The organism is Microvirga zambiensis WSM3693, from assembly GCF_016735695.1.
GTDB lineage: Bacteria > Pseudomonadota > Alphaproteobacteria > Rhizobiales > Beijerinckiaceae > Microvirga > Microvirga zambiensis.
Window position 1 is genome coordinate 128,896 of the sequence record NZ_JAERQD010000011.1, and the last position, 17,437, is coordinate 146,332.

Annotated in this window: 15 protein-coding genes and 1 pseudogene; 12 read left to right on the top strand and 4 right to left on the bottom strand. The window is 57.6% G+C overall.

Annotated elements, in window-relative coordinates:
* Positions 1–6 precede the first annotated feature (6 nt).
* The 9 genes from JKL46_RS11250 (at position 7) to JKL46_RS11290 (ending at position 10,960) form a co-directional block, all read left to right on the top strand.
* Positions 7–2,421, top strand: coding sequence for a VirB4 family type IV secretion/conjugal transfer ATPase (locus JKL46_RS11250; RefSeq protein WP_201832828.1), 2,415 nt, complete (start codon positions 7–9; stop codon positions 2,419–2,421).
* Complete coding sequence (locus JKL46_RS11255; protein ID WP_201832829.1) at positions 2,418–3,056, top strand: TAXI family TRAP transporter solute-binding subunit; 639 nt, start codon at positions 2,418–2,420, stop codon at positions 3,054–3,056. Before JKL46_RS11250 ends, JKL46_RS11255 begins: the two co-directional genes overlap by 4 nt.
* A gap of 47 nt (positions 3,057–3,103) precedes the next feature.
* The gene (locus JKL46_RS11260; RefSeq protein ID WP_343074047.1) at positions 3,104–3,802 is read left to right on the top strand and encodes a type IV secretion system protein; all 699 of its coding nucleotides are present in this window, start codon (positions 3,104–3,106) and stop codon (positions 3,800–3,802) included.
* A gap of 199 nt (positions 3,803–4,001) precedes the next feature.
* Positions 4,002–5,030, top strand: coding sequence for a TrbL/VirB6 family protein (locus JKL46_RS11265; RefSeq protein WP_201832831.1), 1,029 nt, complete (start codon positions 4,002–4,004; stop codon positions 5,028–5,030).
* A 12-nt stretch (positions 5,031–5,042) separates the two neighbouring features.
* Positions 5,043–5,762 carry a VirB8 family type IV secretion system protein gene (locus JKL46_RS11270; RefSeq protein WP_201832832.1) on the top strand — a complete coding sequence of 240 codons (720 nt, stop codon included), beginning with the start codon at positions 5,043–5,045 and terminating at the stop codon, positions 5,760–5,762.
* Positions 5,759–6,601 carry a P-type conjugative transfer protein VirB9 gene (gene virB9 / locus JKL46_RS11275; protein WP_201832833.1) on the top strand — a complete coding sequence of 281 codons (843 nt, stop codon included), beginning with the start codon at positions 5,759–5,761 and terminating at the stop codon, positions 6,599–6,601. The genes JKL46_RS11270 and virB9 overlap by 4 nt, the downstream gene beginning before the upstream one ends.
* Positions 6,602–6,607: 6 nt before the next feature.
* Entirely contained in the window at positions 6,608–7,843 is a 1,236-nt protein-coding gene (virB10, locus tag JKL46_RS11280) for a type IV secretion system protein VirB10 (protein ID WP_201832835.1), read from the top strand.
* Positions 7,809–8,879 (top strand): P-type DNA transfer ATPase VirB11, encoded by a 1,071-nt coding sequence (gene virB11, locus JKL46_RS11285; RefSeq protein WP_201832837.1) that lies wholly within the window; start codon positions 7,809–7,811, stop codon positions 8,877–8,879. The genes virB10 and virB11 overlap by 35 nt, the downstream gene beginning before the upstream one ends.
* Before the next feature lie 20 nt (positions 8,880–8,899).
* Positions 8,900–10,960, top strand: coding sequence for a type IV secretory system conjugative DNA transfer family protein (locus JKL46_RS11290; RefSeq protein WP_343074048.1), 2,061 nt, complete (start codon positions 8,900–8,902; stop codon positions 10,958–10,960).
* 36 nt (positions 10,961–10,996) lie between these two features.
* Here the strand turns inward: JKL46_RS11290 and JKL46_RS11295 are convergent, their stop codons facing one another.
* On the bottom strand, positions 10,997–11,710 hold the full coding sequence (locus tag JKL46_RS11295; RefSeq protein WP_425493254.1) for an RES family NAD+ phosphorylase: 714 nt from the start codon (positions 11,708–11,710) through the stop codon (positions 10,997–10,999).
* Positions 11,707–12,120 (bottom strand): MbcA/ParS/Xre antitoxin family protein, encoded by a 414-nt coding sequence (locus JKL46_RS11300; RefSeq protein WP_201832841.1) that lies wholly within the window; start codon positions 12,118–12,120, stop codon positions 11,707–11,709. The genes JKL46_RS11295 and JKL46_RS11300 overlap by 4 nt, the downstream gene beginning before the upstream one ends.
* A 1,174-nt stretch (positions 12,121–13,294) precedes the next feature.
* On the opposite strand from JKL46_RS11300, the gene JKL46_RS11305 reads away from it, so the two are divergent.
* Positions 13,295–14,503, top strand: coding sequence for a hypothetical protein (locus tag JKL46_RS11305; RefSeq protein WP_201832842.1), 1,209 nt, complete (start codon positions 13,295–13,297; stop codon positions 14,501–14,503).
* A gap of 180 nt (positions 14,504–14,683) precedes the next feature.
* On the opposite strand, the gene JKL46_RS11310 is transcribed toward JKL46_RS11305, so the two are convergent.
* Together JKL46_RS11310 and JKL46_RS11315 are read right to left on the bottom strand one after the other, a co-directional pair.
* Entirely contained in the window at positions 14,684–15,454 is a 771-nt protein-coding gene (locus JKL46_RS11310; RefSeq protein ID WP_201832843.1) for a hypothetical protein, read from the bottom strand.
* A gap of 159 nt (positions 15,455–15,613) precedes the next feature.
* Positions 15,614–15,859 (bottom strand): annotated as a pseudogene (locus JKL46_RS11315) (integrase core domain-containing protein); the annotation flags it as partial.
* A gap of 122 nt (positions 15,860–15,981) precedes the next feature.
* On the opposite strand from JKL46_RS11315, the gene JKL46_RS11320 reads away from it, so the two are divergent.
* Positions 15,982–16,857, top strand: a complete 876-nt coding sequence (locus tag JKL46_RS11320; RefSeq protein ID WP_201832845.1) for a hypothetical protein — start codon at positions 15,982–15,984, stop codon at positions 16,855–16,857.
* A gap of 279 nt (positions 16,858–17,136) precedes the next feature.
* Positions 17,137–17,437, top strand: a 301-nt coding sequence (locus JKL46_RS11325; protein ID WP_201832847.1) for a transposase, incomplete at its 3' end; no start/stop codon positions are given.

Below are 17,437 nucleotides of genomic sequence, written 5' to 3' on the forward strand. Positions count from 1 at the left end.
CCCGGCATGAGCCAAGTGAACAAGGCTGTTCGTCCTCTCCTATCCTTCGGGGCAGTTGCTTCTCGCGAGAAGAAAATCGCGGATATGCTGCCGTATCTGCGGCATGTGGATGACCAGACCATCCGCACAAAGGACGGAATGCTCATGTCCTTTGTGAAACTGGACGGCTTTTGCTTCCAGACGGCGGACCAGGCGGCCATCAATCAAAAGCTCGAAGGCCGGAATACTTTCGTCCGCGCCCTGAATGACAGCCGCTTTGCGGTCTATTCTCACATCATCCGGCGGGGAATTCAGGCTTCAATTCCCGGCCAATTCGACAATGATTTCTGCGAACTGCTGGACAAGCGTTACTCTGAAGCAATCCGCGATCAGCGCATGTTTGTGAATGACCTTTACCTGACGGTCATTCGCAAGGGCTTTGATGGCAAGGTCGGCATGGCCGATAAGTTCCTCAAAGGCGTTCGCAAGGTTGCCGGCGTCTCGGCTGCCGAACTGGACAAAGAGGCGCGCAAGGAACTGCAAGAGTTTGTCAGCAACCTAAGAGAGCAGTTTTCCCCTTACGGCGCTCGGGTGCTGTCGCTGGTGGCGCGCAATGGCTCCGTCTATTCGGAGCCCTGCGAGTTTCTGGCCCAACTCCTGAACGGTGGCGTCGAGATCCCCATGCTTCTCCCGCGCATGGGCCTGGACACCTACCTCCCGACGCGCCGGGTCACTTTCGGCAAGCGCGCCTTGGAGATGCGCGGCCTTGTGACCGGCGACAATCGCTATGGCGGTATGATCTCGATCCGCGAATATCCTGCTCTGACCGGGCCGGGGATGCTCGACGGGCTGCTCAAGATCAAAGGCGAGTTCATTGTTTCACAATCGTTCGCCATTCAAGACCGCGCCCCGGTCCTGTCGCAGATCGGCAAGGTCGAGCGCCAAATCGGCGCTTCGGACGAAGGCGGAACCGAGGTCGAGGAGATTATTTCCCTGGCTCGGGATGAACTTGTCTCGGGCAGGGCTGTGTTCGGGGAACATCATCTGACGGTCCTCTGCCTCGGCAACACGATTGCCGATATGGAGCGGTGCGTTCAGGACGTCACCAACGAAATCCAGGAACTCGGGATCACGGTTGTCCGTGAGGATATGAACGCTGAGCCCTGCTTTTGGGCTCAACTACCGGGCAACTTCGCCTATATCGCTCGCCGCGCGCTGATTACGTCACGCAACTTCATGGGCTTTACCTCGCTCCATAACTTCGCCCTAGGCCGCTGCGACGGCAACCATTGGGGTCCGGCAATCTCTCTGCTGCAAACGACCAGCAGCACGCCCTACTATTTCAATTTCCACCGTCGCCAAGTCGGCCACTTTACCGTTGTGGGTCCAACCGGCTCCGGCAAGACCGTGGCGCTCTCCTTCCTCATGGCCCAGGCCATGCGGGTGCAGCCGCAACCCCGTTGCGCCTATTTCGATAAGGACCAAGGCGCGGAAGTCTTCATTCGCGCCATGGGCGGCAGCTATGAGACCTTGGAGCCTGGCACGCCGACTGGCTTCAACCCTCTCCAGCAGGCCGATACCCCGTCGAACCGGGAGTTTGTGAAGAACCTCCTGCGCTTCATGGTCCGTCCTGCCGACAACCGCAACCTCTCGGCCGAACAAGAGAAGATCATCGAGGGGGCCGTCGATCAGATTTTTGAAGTGTCGGCAAAGGAGCGGCGGCTGTCTGATGTGACCATGCTTCTGCGTGGCCGCGAGAGGGCAGGGCACGACGATCTAGCCTCGCGCTTCGAGGTTTGGCTGAACGCGCGGGGCTGGCTGTTTAACAACCCGGTGGACTCGTGGTCGGCCGGCAATGGGATCTTCGGTTTCGATATGACCAAGATCCTCGATGACGACGATCTGCGCACGGCGGCTCTCGGCTACATTTTCCACCGCATCGAAGGTCTCATGGATGGCACGCCCTTGATGCTGTTCATTGACGAAGGCTGGAAGATCCTGCGCGATCAGAAGTTCTCCGGCTTCCTCAACGATAAGCTCAAGACGATCCGTAAGCTCAACGGCTGCGTCGGCTTCGGCACCCAGTCGGCCAAGGATATTGTCTCGGCCGAAATAGCCCATACCCTGCTTGAGCAGACTCCGACCAACCTGTTCTTTCCGAACCCCAAGGCGGATGAGGCAAGCTACCTAGGCGGCTTCAAGCTGTCACAGCGGGAGTTCAAATGGGTCCGTGAGACGGCTCCCGAAGCTCGCCAGTTCCTCATCAAGCATGACTTGGATTCCGTCATTGCGCGCCTCGACCTGTCGCACATGCTCGACCTTGTGAAAGTCCTCTCGGGCAATGCCGATAGCGTGGCCGAGTGCGAGGCGCTTCGGAAGCAGTATGGCGACGATGCTGCGGCGTGGCTTCCCCACTTCTGCGGATGGAAGGTCAGCCTATGAACCGGATTGCTCTCGCCCTCCTGGGCGCGCTCGTCACGACGGGCGCTCTTGCGCAAGTGCCGACCAATGACGCCGCTCGCCTCAAGGAAGAGGACAGGACGGCGCGCTGCATGGTGCGCTCCCGCACCTACAAGGCGAACAGCGTAAAGCCGTCTGAGGGCGTCAAAGAAAGCGTTGCTGCCCCGAAATCCGGTGGCGGGTCAATGAACGCCGGAACCTCCTACGTCATTGGGCCGGGACAAGCCTCGGGCATCGTGAACGGGGTCGATGTCGGGGCGCTGGTTGGCGGCACGCTTGGCGTGATCAATGCGGTGCAGGGCAAGAATTACGCCGCCATGGCGCAGTCGATCGGGGCTCTGGCTGCCGTGATCGAAGCCAACATGCAGGGCCTCAACCAAGGCGAGGCGCAGATCGGCGGCGTGCAGTCCCTCCAGGGCGCTTGGGACCAGAACTCGCAAGCTCGGATCGGAACGGTCGGCGTTTGGGGACAGGCGATCCAGGCCGGTTTGATCCGACTCCAGTATGAGAACGACAAGCTGCTCCGGCAGATCGAAGAGGCCAGCCAGCGTCAAAAAGCTCTGAGCTTCGATCCTTCGACCGTGCGGCTGGTCGATGGTCAAGCCCAACCCCAATAAGCGAAGTGAAGGAGGGTCGTATGCGTTCCATTCGCTCGATTGCTTTTGTGACCGGCCTTCTGGCTATGACCGCTCCTGCGGTCGCACAAGTGCCGGTGATCGACTCCGCCACGCTGTCACAGGCGACGCAGACTGCCTCGAATACGGCGTCGATCATGCAGAGCAATCAACAGATCATGCAGACAGTGCAGGAGACGTTGAAGGCTGTAACCGGAAACCGGCAGACCGCCTCGATTGCGAGCGCGGCCCTCGGGTCGGGCTTCAATATGTCCGGTGCGCCGTCCCTGTCCTCGATCCTTGGCGGCGGACAGATGGCCTGGGGCAACCTGGGCGAGTTCGGACGGGTTGCGGCCGGGATTATCAACGGCCTCAAGCTGGTCAACACCCTGACGGGTCTTAGCGGCTCTAGCTCGACCGGCACGGATAAAGCCTATCAAGGCGCGGTGAACACGGCGACGGCCCTGCAAGGGATGGTCGCCGGAACGCAGTCCGCGGCGTCCTCCCGCACCAATGCGTTTCAGTCGGCCGGAGGCATGATCGGAACCGCGCAGGACATCAAGGGCTCAATCGACCAGAACAGCCAGTTGCAGGTGCAAACGGGCCTGACTGTGAATGAGCTGATCGGCGTCATGAATGCCGCCAATGCCGCCTTGAATGCACAGCAGATGCAGGAGCTAGCCGGGCAAGCTCATGCCGCGAAAGTGCTTTCCTTCGACTCGTCCTCTGTCCGGCTGGTTGCTCCCTAACATGACAAGAATTGTGAAAAGATTGGCCCTCGCCGCTGCTCTCGGTGTGTTCGCCCTCGGGCTCTCTGCCTGCGCGGGTCGCAAGGAACTCACGGCCCCTTGCTCTCTCTCCGGCTCCATCTTTAGCGCAAGCGTCTTCGCTGCCGGCGAGGATTGCGGCCCTCTGAGGCTCCTTAATCAGTAAGGAAAGGGCGGCTCCATGAACAACGTCATTGAAGCACTGTTCAACAAGGTGGACAGCCTCGGGATCTCGGCGGTGCAGGCGATCTACAATCAGCTTGCGACCAACTTGCAGGCTGTCTTTCTCCTGGGGATGGCGATCTACGTTGTGTTCTGGGGCTATGAAATGCTGATCGGGCGCGTCGGGGTCTCGGCTCCGGTGTTCCTGTGGCGCATTGGCCGCATGATGTTGATTTATACCCTCGCGTCCTCCTGGGGTGACTTTCAGGTTCTGATTGCGGAGGTCCTGACGAAAGCTCCTGACGGCTTGGGGAACGCTGTGTGCCAGGCGGTCGGCGGCGGCGGCTCCAACTGCTCCTCCATGTCAGCCGGTTTGAGCAATCTCTGGATTGCCTCGAACAACGCCGCTCAAAAGATCAGTGCGGCGGGTGGTCTAATGGGCTTGGCGATGGCGATCCTGAGCTACATCGTGATCGGTGTCGCGGCGGTGTTCGTGGCGATCGCGGCCTTCCTCGTCATTATGGGCAAGATTGCCCTCTTCGTACTGCTCGGGCTGGCCCCAATCTTTATCGCCCTGTCGCTGTTTCAGATTACCGTTCCGCTGTTCGATGGTTGGATGCGTTCCTGCACCCAATATGCAATTATTCCCCTCGTCGTTTATGGCCTGCTCGGCTTCTATATCGTCCTGTTGAATACGACCGTGAACGACCTGAACGCGGCCGTTGCGGCGGGTGAGCCGACGCTGAAAACCATTGCGCCGTTTCTGCTTATGTGCGTGATCGGGTGGTTCCTCGCCTATCATTGCCTGAGCATTGCACAGGGCATTGCCGGCGGCGCTCGCCTTAGCACCAATGGCCTTGATGGAACCGCCAAGCGTGGCGCGATTGCCGCTGCCCTCCTGGGCGGGGAGGGTGTTCTCCTATCCGGCATCAAGGCAGGCCAAACCTACCGTTACCTGCGGGACCGGAACGCAAACCGGATCGGTCCAAGCCATCTCGAAAAGCAACAAGCTCTGATCACGTCCCAACTGGACAAGAACCGTTCGTAAGCGAGAAAACCTATGTCTGATTTGGCAAGCAATGAAACGCCTGCACCCCTCGTGGATCCCCGCTATTACAGTGAGGGCGTAACTTGGGAAGCGGCAACCTATCAGCGGATTGCGAACTCCCTTCGTGTGTGGCGCGGCGTGGCCCTGGTCCTGGGCCTCGCCCTGCTCGGGGCTCTCGGGTTGCTCGGCCTTCTGCTCCCGCTCAAGACCTTCGATGTTGTTACCCTGATTGTCGATAAGACGACTGGCTTTGTCGAGGTCGCGCGGCCGCTCGAACAGGGCGGAACGATCTCAAAGCAGGAGGCGGTGACGCGCGGCAATATAGTGCGCTTCCTGCGCGCTCGGGAAACCTACGACCCGAAGGGCCTGCGCGACAACTACGAGATGGCGCTTCTGTACTCGACCGGGGCGGCCAGCCGGGATCTCCAGGCGGAGTTTGACAATGCCAACCTCAAGAATTCGATGCGCCGCTATGGGGCGGACACGACGGTTTCGGTCATGGTCAAGTCTGTGATCTTCCTCAATGAGCGCACGGCGGCGGTGCGCTTCCAGACGACCCGGCGCAGCGACCGGGAGAACGTCACTGAGCATTGGGTGGCGAATGTCCGCTTCCGGTACACCTCGGAGCCCATGCGCAACGACTACCGCTTTGACAACCCGCTGGGCTTCCAAGTGACCGAGTACCGTAAGGACCAAGAGACCGTGGAAGTCACGGCGGAGGCCGGAAAGTGAAAAAGCTTCTTTTGTCCCTGGCCGCTCTGGTGGCCTTGTCCTCTGGCGCCTCGGCCGAACTCGTTCCTGCGGCGGTCAAGGCCGATCAGCGCATTCGGACCGTGACCTATCACAAGGACAATGTTGTGTCGCTCGCGGGAACGCTCGGCGTCTCGACCATGATTGTCTTTGGCGAGGATGAACAGATTGCGACGGTCGCCATGGGCGATAGCGTTTCCTGGCAGGCGGTGCCCGACAAGAGCAAGGCGTTCTTGTTCATCAAGCCGCTGGAGCGCGATGCGGTGACGAACATGAACATTGTCACCAACAAGCGGATCTATAACTTCCTGCTCAAAGCTGGCTCGCCCAACAACAAGGATATGACGTTCAAGCTGCGGTTCGATTACCCGGATGAACTCGTGGACGCTCGGATGCTCGAACAGGCCAAGCGCATGGCCGCGATGCCGAACTTCCAGCAACTCAGGCAGAACGCGGCGAATGCCAATCTGGACTATGGGTTCAAGGGCTCCAGCCTGAACGCGCCACAGAACATCTTTGATGATGGCGTGAAGACATATTTCAAGTTTGCAGGCGACGTGCCGGGGATCTTCCTCGTCAATCCGGACGGAACCGAAAGCCTCATCAACCACAGGCGGGAGGGTGAGGTGATCGTGGTCGATAAGGTGGCCGCGCAATGGACCTTGCGCGCCAACAATGAAGCGACCTGCGTTTTCAATCTGCGCGCTCAACCGGCTGAGTCTCCGAAGTCGATTATGACCCCGATCCAGCCCGAAATTCAGATGGTGGGCGAACCCGTCCCGACTCCGGCTGAGGCTCCTGTAATCAAGGCAAAGGGCTGATCCTCGATGTCACGCATTGACTTTGAAACCGAAGAGGCCGGGTCCGGTCTGCCGGTGAAGCATACCGGCCGGGCGAACAGCTTTGCCCTGTTCGTCCTCGTGGCTGCGACCCTCGGCGTTCTGACCTGGATTTGGAGTTCCAGCCAGAAAAGCGTCAACTCTGTGAAAGAGGAGAAGCCGGAAACGTTCAACACGGCGCAAGCGAGGAACGTAAGCTTTGACTTCAAGGAGCCGCCCCCGAAGACGGAAAACCGCTTGGTGATCGAACCGCCTCCGGTCGTGGTGGCTCCTCCGCCCCCTCCGGTGGCCGCGATCCAGCCTGCGCCGGTTCTTGACGATAGCGAGGCGCGGCGGCTGGCCGAAGATGAGAAGCGGCGGCTCGCGGAAGAAGCGCGCCGGGATAAGGCGCTGCGGTCGAGTATGCTGATCTATGACCATGAGACGCGGGGCGAGGGCTCCCTTGCTGGCGGCTCCGAGCGGGGAGGGGTCTTGCGCGTGGATGGGCCTGAGACGGACTCGAACCGGGCCTTCATGGCTCGCGCCTCGTCGCAGGATGTCGAGACGGCGCGCGCGACCAAGAACTACCGCATTGATGCCCTGATCCCGCAAGGAACCATGATCCGGGGCACACTCGAAACAGCCATTCAATCGGACCTGCCCGGTATGGTTCGGGCGATTACCTCTGAGGATGTCTATTCCTTCGACGGACGGCGGGTGCTGATCCCCAAGGGAACCATGCTGACCGGCGAGTACAAGTCTGGCCTCTCGCGCGGCCAAACGCGGGTTCTGGTGGCCTGGACCCGGATGTTGCGCGCCGACGGCGTGTCCGTGTCGCTCGGCTCCTACGGCACAGATGGGCTTGGGCGCTCCGGCCTCGCGGGGGACGTGGACAACCATTATCCTGAGCGGTTCGGCTCTGCGATCCTGCTGAGCGTCGTCGGCGGCGTGAGTTCCTTCGTGGCTGGCCTGAACAGTGAGGGGCAATCAGCTGTTGCCGGGGGCGGCTCCTACATCCAGCAGCAGGCCCAAAACCAAGCGCAACAGACCATCGCCCAAACGATGTCCGACCTTGCTAACCAAGCGCTCAAGGACTCGATCAACATCCCGCCGACGATCCATGTCGATCAAGGAACGCGGATCATGGTCTTCGTGCGCAGAGACCTTGATTTCTCCGGCCTGTACCAAGATCCGGTCAAAGAGGCATTGAATGAACTACATCGTTCGAGAGCCGTCTATAAGTGAGCCGGTGAGCGTGTGGCACACGCTCCCGGTCTTCCTGCGGCAAGCCTGCGAGCCGATTAGACCTTGGCTCGACGATCCCCAAGTGATCGAGATCATGTGCAATCGGCCTGGGGAGGTCTGGATTGAATCCACCCGCCATGCCGATATGCAGCGCCATGAAGTCCCGGCCCTGTCGAGCCTCCAAATCCAGCGCATCGCCCAACAGGTTGCCAGTTACACCAACCAGTCTGTAAATGACGTTACGCCGCTCCTCTCGGCGGCCATGCCGTTCGGGGAACGGTTTCAGGGCGTCTTATCGCCTGCCGCTCCTCACGGCGGCATGTTCTCGATCCGCAAGCAGGTGATCCGCGACCTATCGTTAGAAAACTACCTTGAGATGGGGGCGTTCGATAACGTCAACGTCTCGGGGCCGCGCGAGGTCGATCCTGACGACATAGATGAAGCCGATGAGGCGTTCCTTGAGCTCCTGGGCGATCCTAGCCCAGAAGGGCGAATGAGGGCGATCCGGTTTGCTGTCGAGAACAAATATACTGTTCTCGTCGCAGGCGGCACGTCGTCGGGAAAGACAACCTTCCTCAATGCACTTCTCAAGGTCGTTCCGCTCTCGGAACGCATCTTGAGCCTTGAGGACACCCAAGAGCTAAAGCCGCCGCAACCGAATTGGGGCGCGCTCCTGGCCTCCAAGGGCGATCAGGGGCTTGCCAAGGTGACAGTTCAAGACCTGCTCGAAGCTGCCATGCGCCTGCGGCCGGATCGGCTCTTGCTCGGCGAAATCCGTGGGGCGGACGCCTTCACCTTTCTCCAGGCGGTGAATACCGGACACCCCGGCTCCCTGAGTACGGTTCATGCCAACTCGCCACAGACGGCGGTGATCCGGGTCGCGATGGCCTGTTTGCAAGCCGGTCTCGGCCTGACGAAAGCGGAACTGATGGACATCATTCGCGCCACGGTCCCGGTCGTCGTCCAACTCCGCAAGAGGCCGACGCGCGGCGTGGCGGAAATCTATTTCAACAAGTACCAGAGGGCAGGGCGGTGAATAGGAAACTCAGTCGGTTTGTGAAAATCGGCGCTCTCGCCGTCTGCGCTATCGCCGTGCTGAGCGGGGCGTTCTTCGTGTGGTCGTTCAACTATGCGGCCGCCACGTACCTGCTGAGCCGCCAAACGGCCATGTGGAAGGCTGTCGTCATTGACGCCTCCTGGCGTGCGGCTCTTGACCAGGTGGTTGTCTATTGGGGGCATCCCATGGTCTCGAAACTGGTCACGGTCTCGACGGCCGCCCTCCTTTGTGAAGGCGCCCTGTTGGTGGCAATCGGCGCGCTGATCCACTTCCAGCCCTGGAAGGTGAAGGCGCCCAAGGGTTCAGCGCGCATAGCGACCGAACCCGATTTGAAGAAAGCCGGTCTCCTCGATGGGGTGCCCGGAAAGTCTATCGTCCTCGGCTCTTTCAAGGGCAAGAAGATCCGCTACAGCGGCGATAGCCATATCTACGTGAACGGCCCAACCCGCTCCGGTAAGGGCGTCGGCTTCGTCCTGACCAATGGCCTCGAATGGCATGGCTCCCTGATTGCCCTCGATGTCAAAAAGGAGATGTGGCAGGAGGTCGGGCCTGCGCGCCTCGCAATGGGCCAGGAAGTCTTTCTGTTCAGCCCTGGCTCTGCCGAGTCTCACCGTTGGAATCCGCTCGATACCGTGTCGGACTGGCTGCGCCGGTCCACTGAGATTGAGAATATCGCCAATACCCTGATCCCGTCGCCGGAGAAGGGAGACGCCTTTTGGACAGCGACCGCCCGAAGCATCTTCGCCGGCCTCTTGGGCTACGTTCTCGATAGCAGGCGCATGGAAGGGCGGCGAACGATCCGTTCCGTGATCCGGCTCTTTAGCACCGGCAAGGATCTGGCCGCCGTCATGAAGACGATCTTGAATGAGGAACCCGACCTGCACCCCTATGTGGTGGACAAGTTTCGGCAACACATAAGCCGCGATCCCGAGCAACGGCCCTCGTTCGAGGCCCATATCATGACTGCGATAAACGCCTGGAACGGCGCGCTCATGGCGGCCGCCACAAGCCGGAGCGACTTCGACATTGCGCAATTGCGCCGGAAGCCCTTCACGGTGTTCATCGGCACGCCTGCCGGTGATCTCGGAACGGCGGAAGCCCTCATTCGCTTGTTCATCCAACAGGTTCACGATGTCCTCATGCGTGAGCTGCCGGCGAAGGATGAACATCACAAGCTCCTCATGATGCTCGATGAGTTCTACCAGTTCGGACGCCTGCCCGAGATCGTGGACAAGACGCCGCTCGTCGCTGGCTACGGCTTCAAGATTGCCATTATCGCCCAAAACATCCCACAATTGGATGCACGCTACGGCAAGCCCATCCGTGAAATGCTCCTCGGCAACATGGATGTGAAGCTCAACATTGCCGCGGGCGATAAGGCGACAGCCGACTACGTCTCGGAAGAGTTCGGCCGCCATTACGTTCTGCGGGAAGGGTGGAGTTCTTCGCCGGGAAAGGGGGGCATGGGCCTTCGCTCTAACTCTCGATCTGGCCGGTTCGAGGCGGAACCTCTCATTAGCTCGGACGCGGTTCGGCGCTTCGACAACCGCAAGTCCCTGCTGCTCGTGCGCGGCCAAAACGGCGCGGTTCTCGACAAGCTGCATTTCTTCTTGGATCGGGACTATATCGAGGCTCGCAGGAAAGTGGCGAGCTATGGCGAGGCCCTGAATGTGCCGGTTCTCGAGCCGCTCCAAGAAAGGCCGCTGTTTGAAGAGGCTCCCGAGGCCGTGACCGCTGCGCCGGAACCTGTGAAACCGGCCATTGCTGCCCCAGAGCCTGTTGCCGCAATCGCGGCTCCCGAGCCTGAGGCGATCTTTGTTGAGACAACGGAACCTGCGGCCGCTGGTATCGTGGCGGCCGCCGTTGCCGGCGAGGATGAAGAGGAAGTTTTCAGCCTCGATCTTCCGGCCTTCGGCGGCCTCAAGAAGCTGCTGAATGAAGCGGAAACGGTCGCGAAAACCCATCCAGTCGTCGCACGGCTTAAGAAGGTGGTTGAAGAGGATGCGAGTGCAGGTCTGGTAGAGCCAGGGATCGATCTAAGTGCGTTCATTCGAGCCTGAGAATACCATCCGTCCCTAGAGACTCTGGATGAGACATTAGACAATCCGATAGACTTGGCCCGTGGTAGCATCACGGTACAGATCAATCTTCGTGCCGTTCCAATGGTAGTCGAGATGCCGGCCCTGAATCGGATTGGCAGCACCGTCTGGATAAAATAACCCTACGCACTCGCCACCTGAATAACGGATGCTTGGATAAACGATCCCATCCGAGCCTGTGGCTCTGAGCTGGGTGCCTAATGTTTGGCTTGCCCCATAGTCGTCGGGCAGGAGCAGTTCCACCAGCTTCACGTTTCTGCTCCTGAGATCGTGTAGGTCTGCGTTGATCTCAAGCACAATCTCCCGAAATTGCGAGGTCCACCCAGCGGGTTCATTTGTTCGGGCCATGAACCGGCCGTGATGATGGATTGTCTCGAAGAGTGCGACCTCGAAGGAGTTGCCTGCGTAAAGGACTCCAAACGTCCCATCACTGAATCGACTAGGGCGGTCGGCGCTCACATGTGTGAAAGGGGCCATGAGGTAACTGGCTCCTGGGCCGGCGACACGTCGCTTTTCGGGGACTAGATCGAGATTGCCAATGGTTTCCATCAAGCGTGGATTTGTCTTCTGCTCCGCCGAGATAATCAGGGGCCAGTCGGCTGGGTCGGCAATGTCCTCAAAGAGGTCGATTGGCGGAAAGACGCTTCGTATGATCCGAACTGAGCCACGCCAACGAATTTCAGAGATGGGAATCGAACCGATCTCGATCACCAAGTTCCCCGCTCGGCGTCCAGATAGCGGCGAACGCGCATCAAATCAGTGAGTTCACCGCCGAGCATGATCTCAAAGGCTGATTTGTTCGCAAACGCCGAGTTCGGCCTCTTGATCCAAGCATATCCGCGCTGTGGCTCACGGAAGATGATCCGCAGGGCTTTATGAATGCCCATGAGGTTTGACAACCGCGCCTTGCCATCACGATCAATGCGGCCGACATCGCCAGCCTTCCAACGCCGGTATGTTCTCACCGGTAAGTCGAGCAGGATAGCCGCCTCCTCATCAGTGGTGTCCCACAGGCGAAACAGGTTTAGCGATGCGCGAAACATCGCAGCCGCTTCATCATCGGTAATCGGTGAGGGCTGGAAATCCCTAGGTGCAGTGTCAACGGGCAACAAGCCAGTCATAGCAGCGTCTCCCATTTGGCATCATATAGGCGCTTTAATGCCAAATGGCAATAATCTGTTCCTCATTTCGGCGGAAGTGGGCGGCGGGAGGGGCTACCAGACAACCCAGAAACAGATTCGCATAAGGTAATTTATGGAACCTAGAGTTGAAATTTATCCAGGCTGCAGCTACTGATAAATCAAGGAAGTTGGTGGGATGAGCTCGGCAATTCGGCCTAGCCGACCTCTATTCGGAGGTGTCAGGGTTGGTTAAATGGCCACATTACTCCTGCCACCGTTACGCTCAGTTAGCGTGGCCCTTGGAGACTCTGAGGCTCAAGCACGGCCTGTCGACCTGGGGTGCATACGGGAACGTCTAAGGCCACGCTAACGTGTGTTCACTATGGTTTTTTCGGTGTGGCGACGAAGTAGGCAGATGCCTTCGAGGGCGAGAACTAAGGCGAGAGCTGATAGGTCAGCTCTCGCCTAATCCGTGCTCAAACGAAGCAACTCGGCAATGAGAGATTCGAAATGGCGTTGCACTGGAGTATGCCCTCAGCTCCACAAGGTTTACAATCCCTGAAGATCGTTAATATTTTCAATAATCTAGCTGACAATGATCTCTGGCTGCGCAACCGTCCCGCGCACCTTATAGAAGATCACAATCTCAAGTAGCAATCACAAGGAAGCTTTAAGATAGACGCTTAGCTGATAGACCGGCTTTTGAAACTATGACATACGAGGCGACAATATTCTTGCACCCTCCCTCGTCTGTGCTTGCCTCAACCTCTAAGATTATGCCCAATTATCATCCAAATATCCCCCTAGCTTGCCCGCCTGCTGCTGCCGAGCCTGCTAATGGAACTATCTATAGGGCAGTCAGAGAACTCCCGATTCAGGCGCGTCACTTTGTTTCCGATGTTGAGTCCAATAGAAGAAACGCTGATCCTGAGAATTGTGATTGTTGGGGTTGCTCCGTATGGCCGAGCGAGGCAGCGGCCTCACACGGCAGACAGCTTTTCTCGTTTTTCCGGAAGAAATTTTACATCGTCGCTGGGCAGCTTTCGCCAGCCGATGGCTGCTTGATGGCCACACCTTCAAACGATCAGCCTGAGCACACAACCTTCTGGAAAGCCTTTGAGCGTGACGTTTCAGGGGAGTTCCAGGTTGTCTTTGAGCCAGAGGCCTAAACAGCATGTGGACCGAGGATATGCCCTCCAAGCGCGGCTGGACAAATGATCCGCTGAGGCCAGCGCAAGTTCTATACGAGTTCGATGGACCTCTGATCTTCACTGTCAGATCCGGCTTGGCTGAAATACTGTTCTACAAAGTCGATGAACTCGATGATGCGAATTTATTTCTTGCCACGCAGACGAGCGACCAGATCATCTCAGCATTGAAAGAGGGTCGCCTGTCAGTTCGCGGAGCGCTTCTTCAGTCAAACCACTGGGTTGTTGAGACATCTCCGAACCTAGTAGTCACTCGGTACTGGCCACTAAGCATCCGCGATGTGCCGGAGAGCTTCTTCCCGCTGGAGACGGTTCCGCTATATTCACATTTTGGGCCAGCACCCGATAGCATTGAGCAAGCCGAAGCCTTTTTCTCGATGGGCTTTCATGGCGAGGCCATGACTCATGCAGGAATGATGTTCGGCACTTTCAAGAATTTGATAAACAATGCTTATCTTACAGCGCGTAAGGTACTCAGTCCTGACTTTTTGGCAGGGAGCCGAACTTCGACGTTCGATTTCGAGATGTATGAACCTAGATTTGGAAGCTTGATTATAGCTCTCAAGGAACCGGTCGTTAACTCGGAGAACATTCGTCGACGGGCACAACTCGCTGAAGTCCCAATCGATGCCGTTCAACAACAGATAGAGGCCCAAGCTCAATCGTTCATCAAAGATCTTGGAACAGTTGTGAAGCAGGCTGATGAGGGTGTCATTCGACCCGCCACGGCAGAGAGTCATTTTTATCTGCTAGACAACCTTCAAGGCGTGCTTCCGACCGACGAGAACAAAATCACGAGCGTCGAGTTTTCGGTTCGGAGCGACGGCAAGACGCGCTCGCTGTCTATTAACAAGACTTCTGGGGAGCGCATTCAAACTGCTTACAGAAATCTTGAGAACGCTATCGTTTTCGACGTGGGAACTCTCGACGTAATCAACAGGCCCTCCAAAACCTTCGTGATGATGTCAAAACGAGGGAAGCAAGTTACGTGCGCTATGGAGCCAGAAATATTCAATTGGCTACTTTCGGATGAGCGCTTTAAACCGGGCGCTCGGATTATCGTCAGAGGACGGCGCTCAAGACGAAAATACCGGGACTTTTTACAAGTGAGCGGTAGGCCCCGCATACTTCGTCCGTTAATTGGGCTTGCTGTTGAACAGGATATATTTGAATAAAGCTACACGTTGCCGATTGAAATTTTTCGGGTCGCCCGTGTGACAGGTGCTACGTAGACACAACGGAGCGAAGTTCTCCCGTACCCCCCTCGTGCACGGCTGGGCGGAGAATGGCTCACGGGTCCACTCAAGGCAAGTTGAAACCCGAGGGCAATCCTAGGCAGTGACCACTTGGTTGGATTAAGCGTCGTCGTTGCCCTGTTTCAGTGTTATCCCGTGAACCTCAATGAGGGTTAGAACCTCCCCATCACGAGGCCCGTCCCAGATCATCGCACGCAAGTCGGCAAGGTCCGCCTGAGGTTTAACCGCATCCCGCCTGAGAAATTCGACACCGCTCCGAGCGAGTTGATCGCTTGACGGAACTGCCTGAGGATTAAATGCGGCTTCAACTCGTGCGGCAGTCGCAACTACCTCTCCACTGTTGAGTATACTGTAGAAAAATGGCTTCCATCCAGCATCAATGAGTATTTTCTCGACTTGATCCGGCGCTTCCATGGCATAGAAGAACGAAATATTGATAGCTCCTGCAGCTTCGATTGCCTCAAAGACTATAAGAGGCTTTGTGGGAGCGCCTTTTGGCTCGTCTCCGGTAAGGAATTGGCTCGGGAAGAGAATTGATACAACTGGAACAACGCCGACTGGCGGGGTAGGTCTCCTTCGCCATTTATAAAAAGCTCTATCCGATCCTTCAGGCCGAAGCCCTTGTGCTTCTAGTGCCTTCGCCTGTTGCTCAGTCAGCGCAATTCGACAGATCCCGCTTTGGTGCAGGCTTATCTTCAGGCTTCCCAGTATGCTTCGGGCTCCAAGATAAAAGTCACTTTTGCTGGACCACGCTGCCCAGACCCCCGAATAGCGCCCGTCTCGAAGTCCAGCGGCAAAGCGCATTTTGTCCTTGAGGCTTTTCTCAAGGCGGGCAATGGCGGCCTCAACCTCAACTCTGTTGCTATCCATCCCCACCTCATAAATCTCATTAAGCAATGCGGAAGCACCACCGATACTGACGTGAGCCCTGAGTATCCTCGGCTCAGAGCTGGAGTCCGCTGGTTGATTGCGCTGAGCCCCTTGGACCTGCCCCGAACGCTGGACCACGGCCGAGCGGGCTTTCCGGCCTCACGGCCCCATCGGCTGGCTGGGAGCACCGATGGATTTGATGAACTCGCTCGGGGTCTTATGCCCAATCGAGCTGTGTGGCCTTTCGCCATTGTACTCGTGTCTGAACGCCTCACATTTTAGCCTGGCATTAGCCAGAGACAAGAACCAGTTCTGATCGATGCATTCGGCCCGGACCTTGCCGTTGAACGCCTCCACGAAGCTGTTGTCGGTGGGCTTGCCGGGACGGGAGAAGTCCAGAATAACCCTATGCGGTTTACGATGGGCTTGAAACCGGAGTCTGCTCTGCCGCCCGAAATGAACCGATGAGTTTGCCAAACGACTTATATCTATGGACCGTTCGAATTCGAATATTTGCGAGGTGCGTTGTGGCTAATTTCGTTCCGGTTTCCAACGCGGAAAACGTCCTGTTTATGGTGAAACGGCTGGAAGTCGAAACGGCCACTAGTAAGTCATTCGGGACTGGCTACCACGTTGCAATATTTACAAAGGACCAGTCAGAGGCTCAATTATTCCTTGTGACGAATAAGCATGTCGTCAAGGACGCAAAACACATTCGAGTCCTAATGCACACCGCCAACGGGGCAACTACAGGTCGGCTTCCCGATGGAAAGTATATTTACCTGGAGGTTTTCAACCCGATAGGATCAATTGTAAATCATACCAATCCTGATGTGGACCTCTGTGCAATCAATCTTACTCCATACATGGCTTCCTGGATGTCTCTCAATCCCGGACGAGGCCTGTATTGGAAGCACTTACTAAGAACCCAAATTTGGATCGACGCAGAGATTGCGGAGCACCTGGACGCAATCGAACCTGTAACTATGATTGGTTGCCCGAATGGTCTATGGGACCAAGTGAATGGCTTTCCATTGTTTCGCCGTGGGGTGACTGCTTCACATCCAGCAATTGACTTCCAGGGCAAGTCTCAGTTCGCACTTGATATTGGAGCGTTTGGAGGGTCTTCAGGCTCACCTATTTTGTTGCTCGACCATGGTTTGATGAGGGAGAAAGGCACAAACAATCAGAGAGCTGTCACACGATTTGGACTGCTTGGGACCCTGTGGGGAAGAGCTGTTGTTCAAACCACTGGAGATGTCGAGATAGTCCCGGTCCCGACAACCAGTAAAGCCGTAGTGCGGTTAACTGAGGGGCTCCACCTCGGGTATGCTGTTAAAGCGAGAGAGACCCTAGCACTTCTTGATCAGCTTGAGGCCGCCTTCGAAGGACAATCCGCTTAGCGGAGCTATCGGGGGGCTTGAAGTTGCCTCACCGACAGGGGAGCCGACGGAAGCATCTGCTTTGGTGTATGTTTTCGAGGTCCTCTATACAAGGGATCGTTACCTAGTCGTCCGTGAAGAATCCCGATCTCATTGGGACGATTGGGAGATCCGGCGAGTTGAAGAATTCGACTTTGCAGGATCGTGGGGCGACAACGGTGGATTTCCTGCGTTTTCCGTTGCCGCTCCGACCCAGGATCTGATTCAATCGGGAGCACTCCACCCGGCCGGAGTTGCGCCATGTCGAAGTCGAAAGACGAGCGCCAGAAGGACCTGTTCCGCCCCGCCTTGGACAGCATCATCGACCTGAAGCATCCGCTGGTGCTGCTCGCCCAGCGCATCGATTGGGCGTTCCTCGAACGCCGCCTCGGCGGCGTCTACAGGCCGGGACCGGGCCAGCCGCCCCTGCCGGTGCGATTGATGGCTGGCCTGATGATCCTCAAGCACATGGAGAGCTTGTCCGACGAGGCGCTGTGCGCCCGCTTTCTAGACAGCCCTTACGTGCAGTTCTTCTGCGGCGAGGTCAGCTTCCGCCATGATC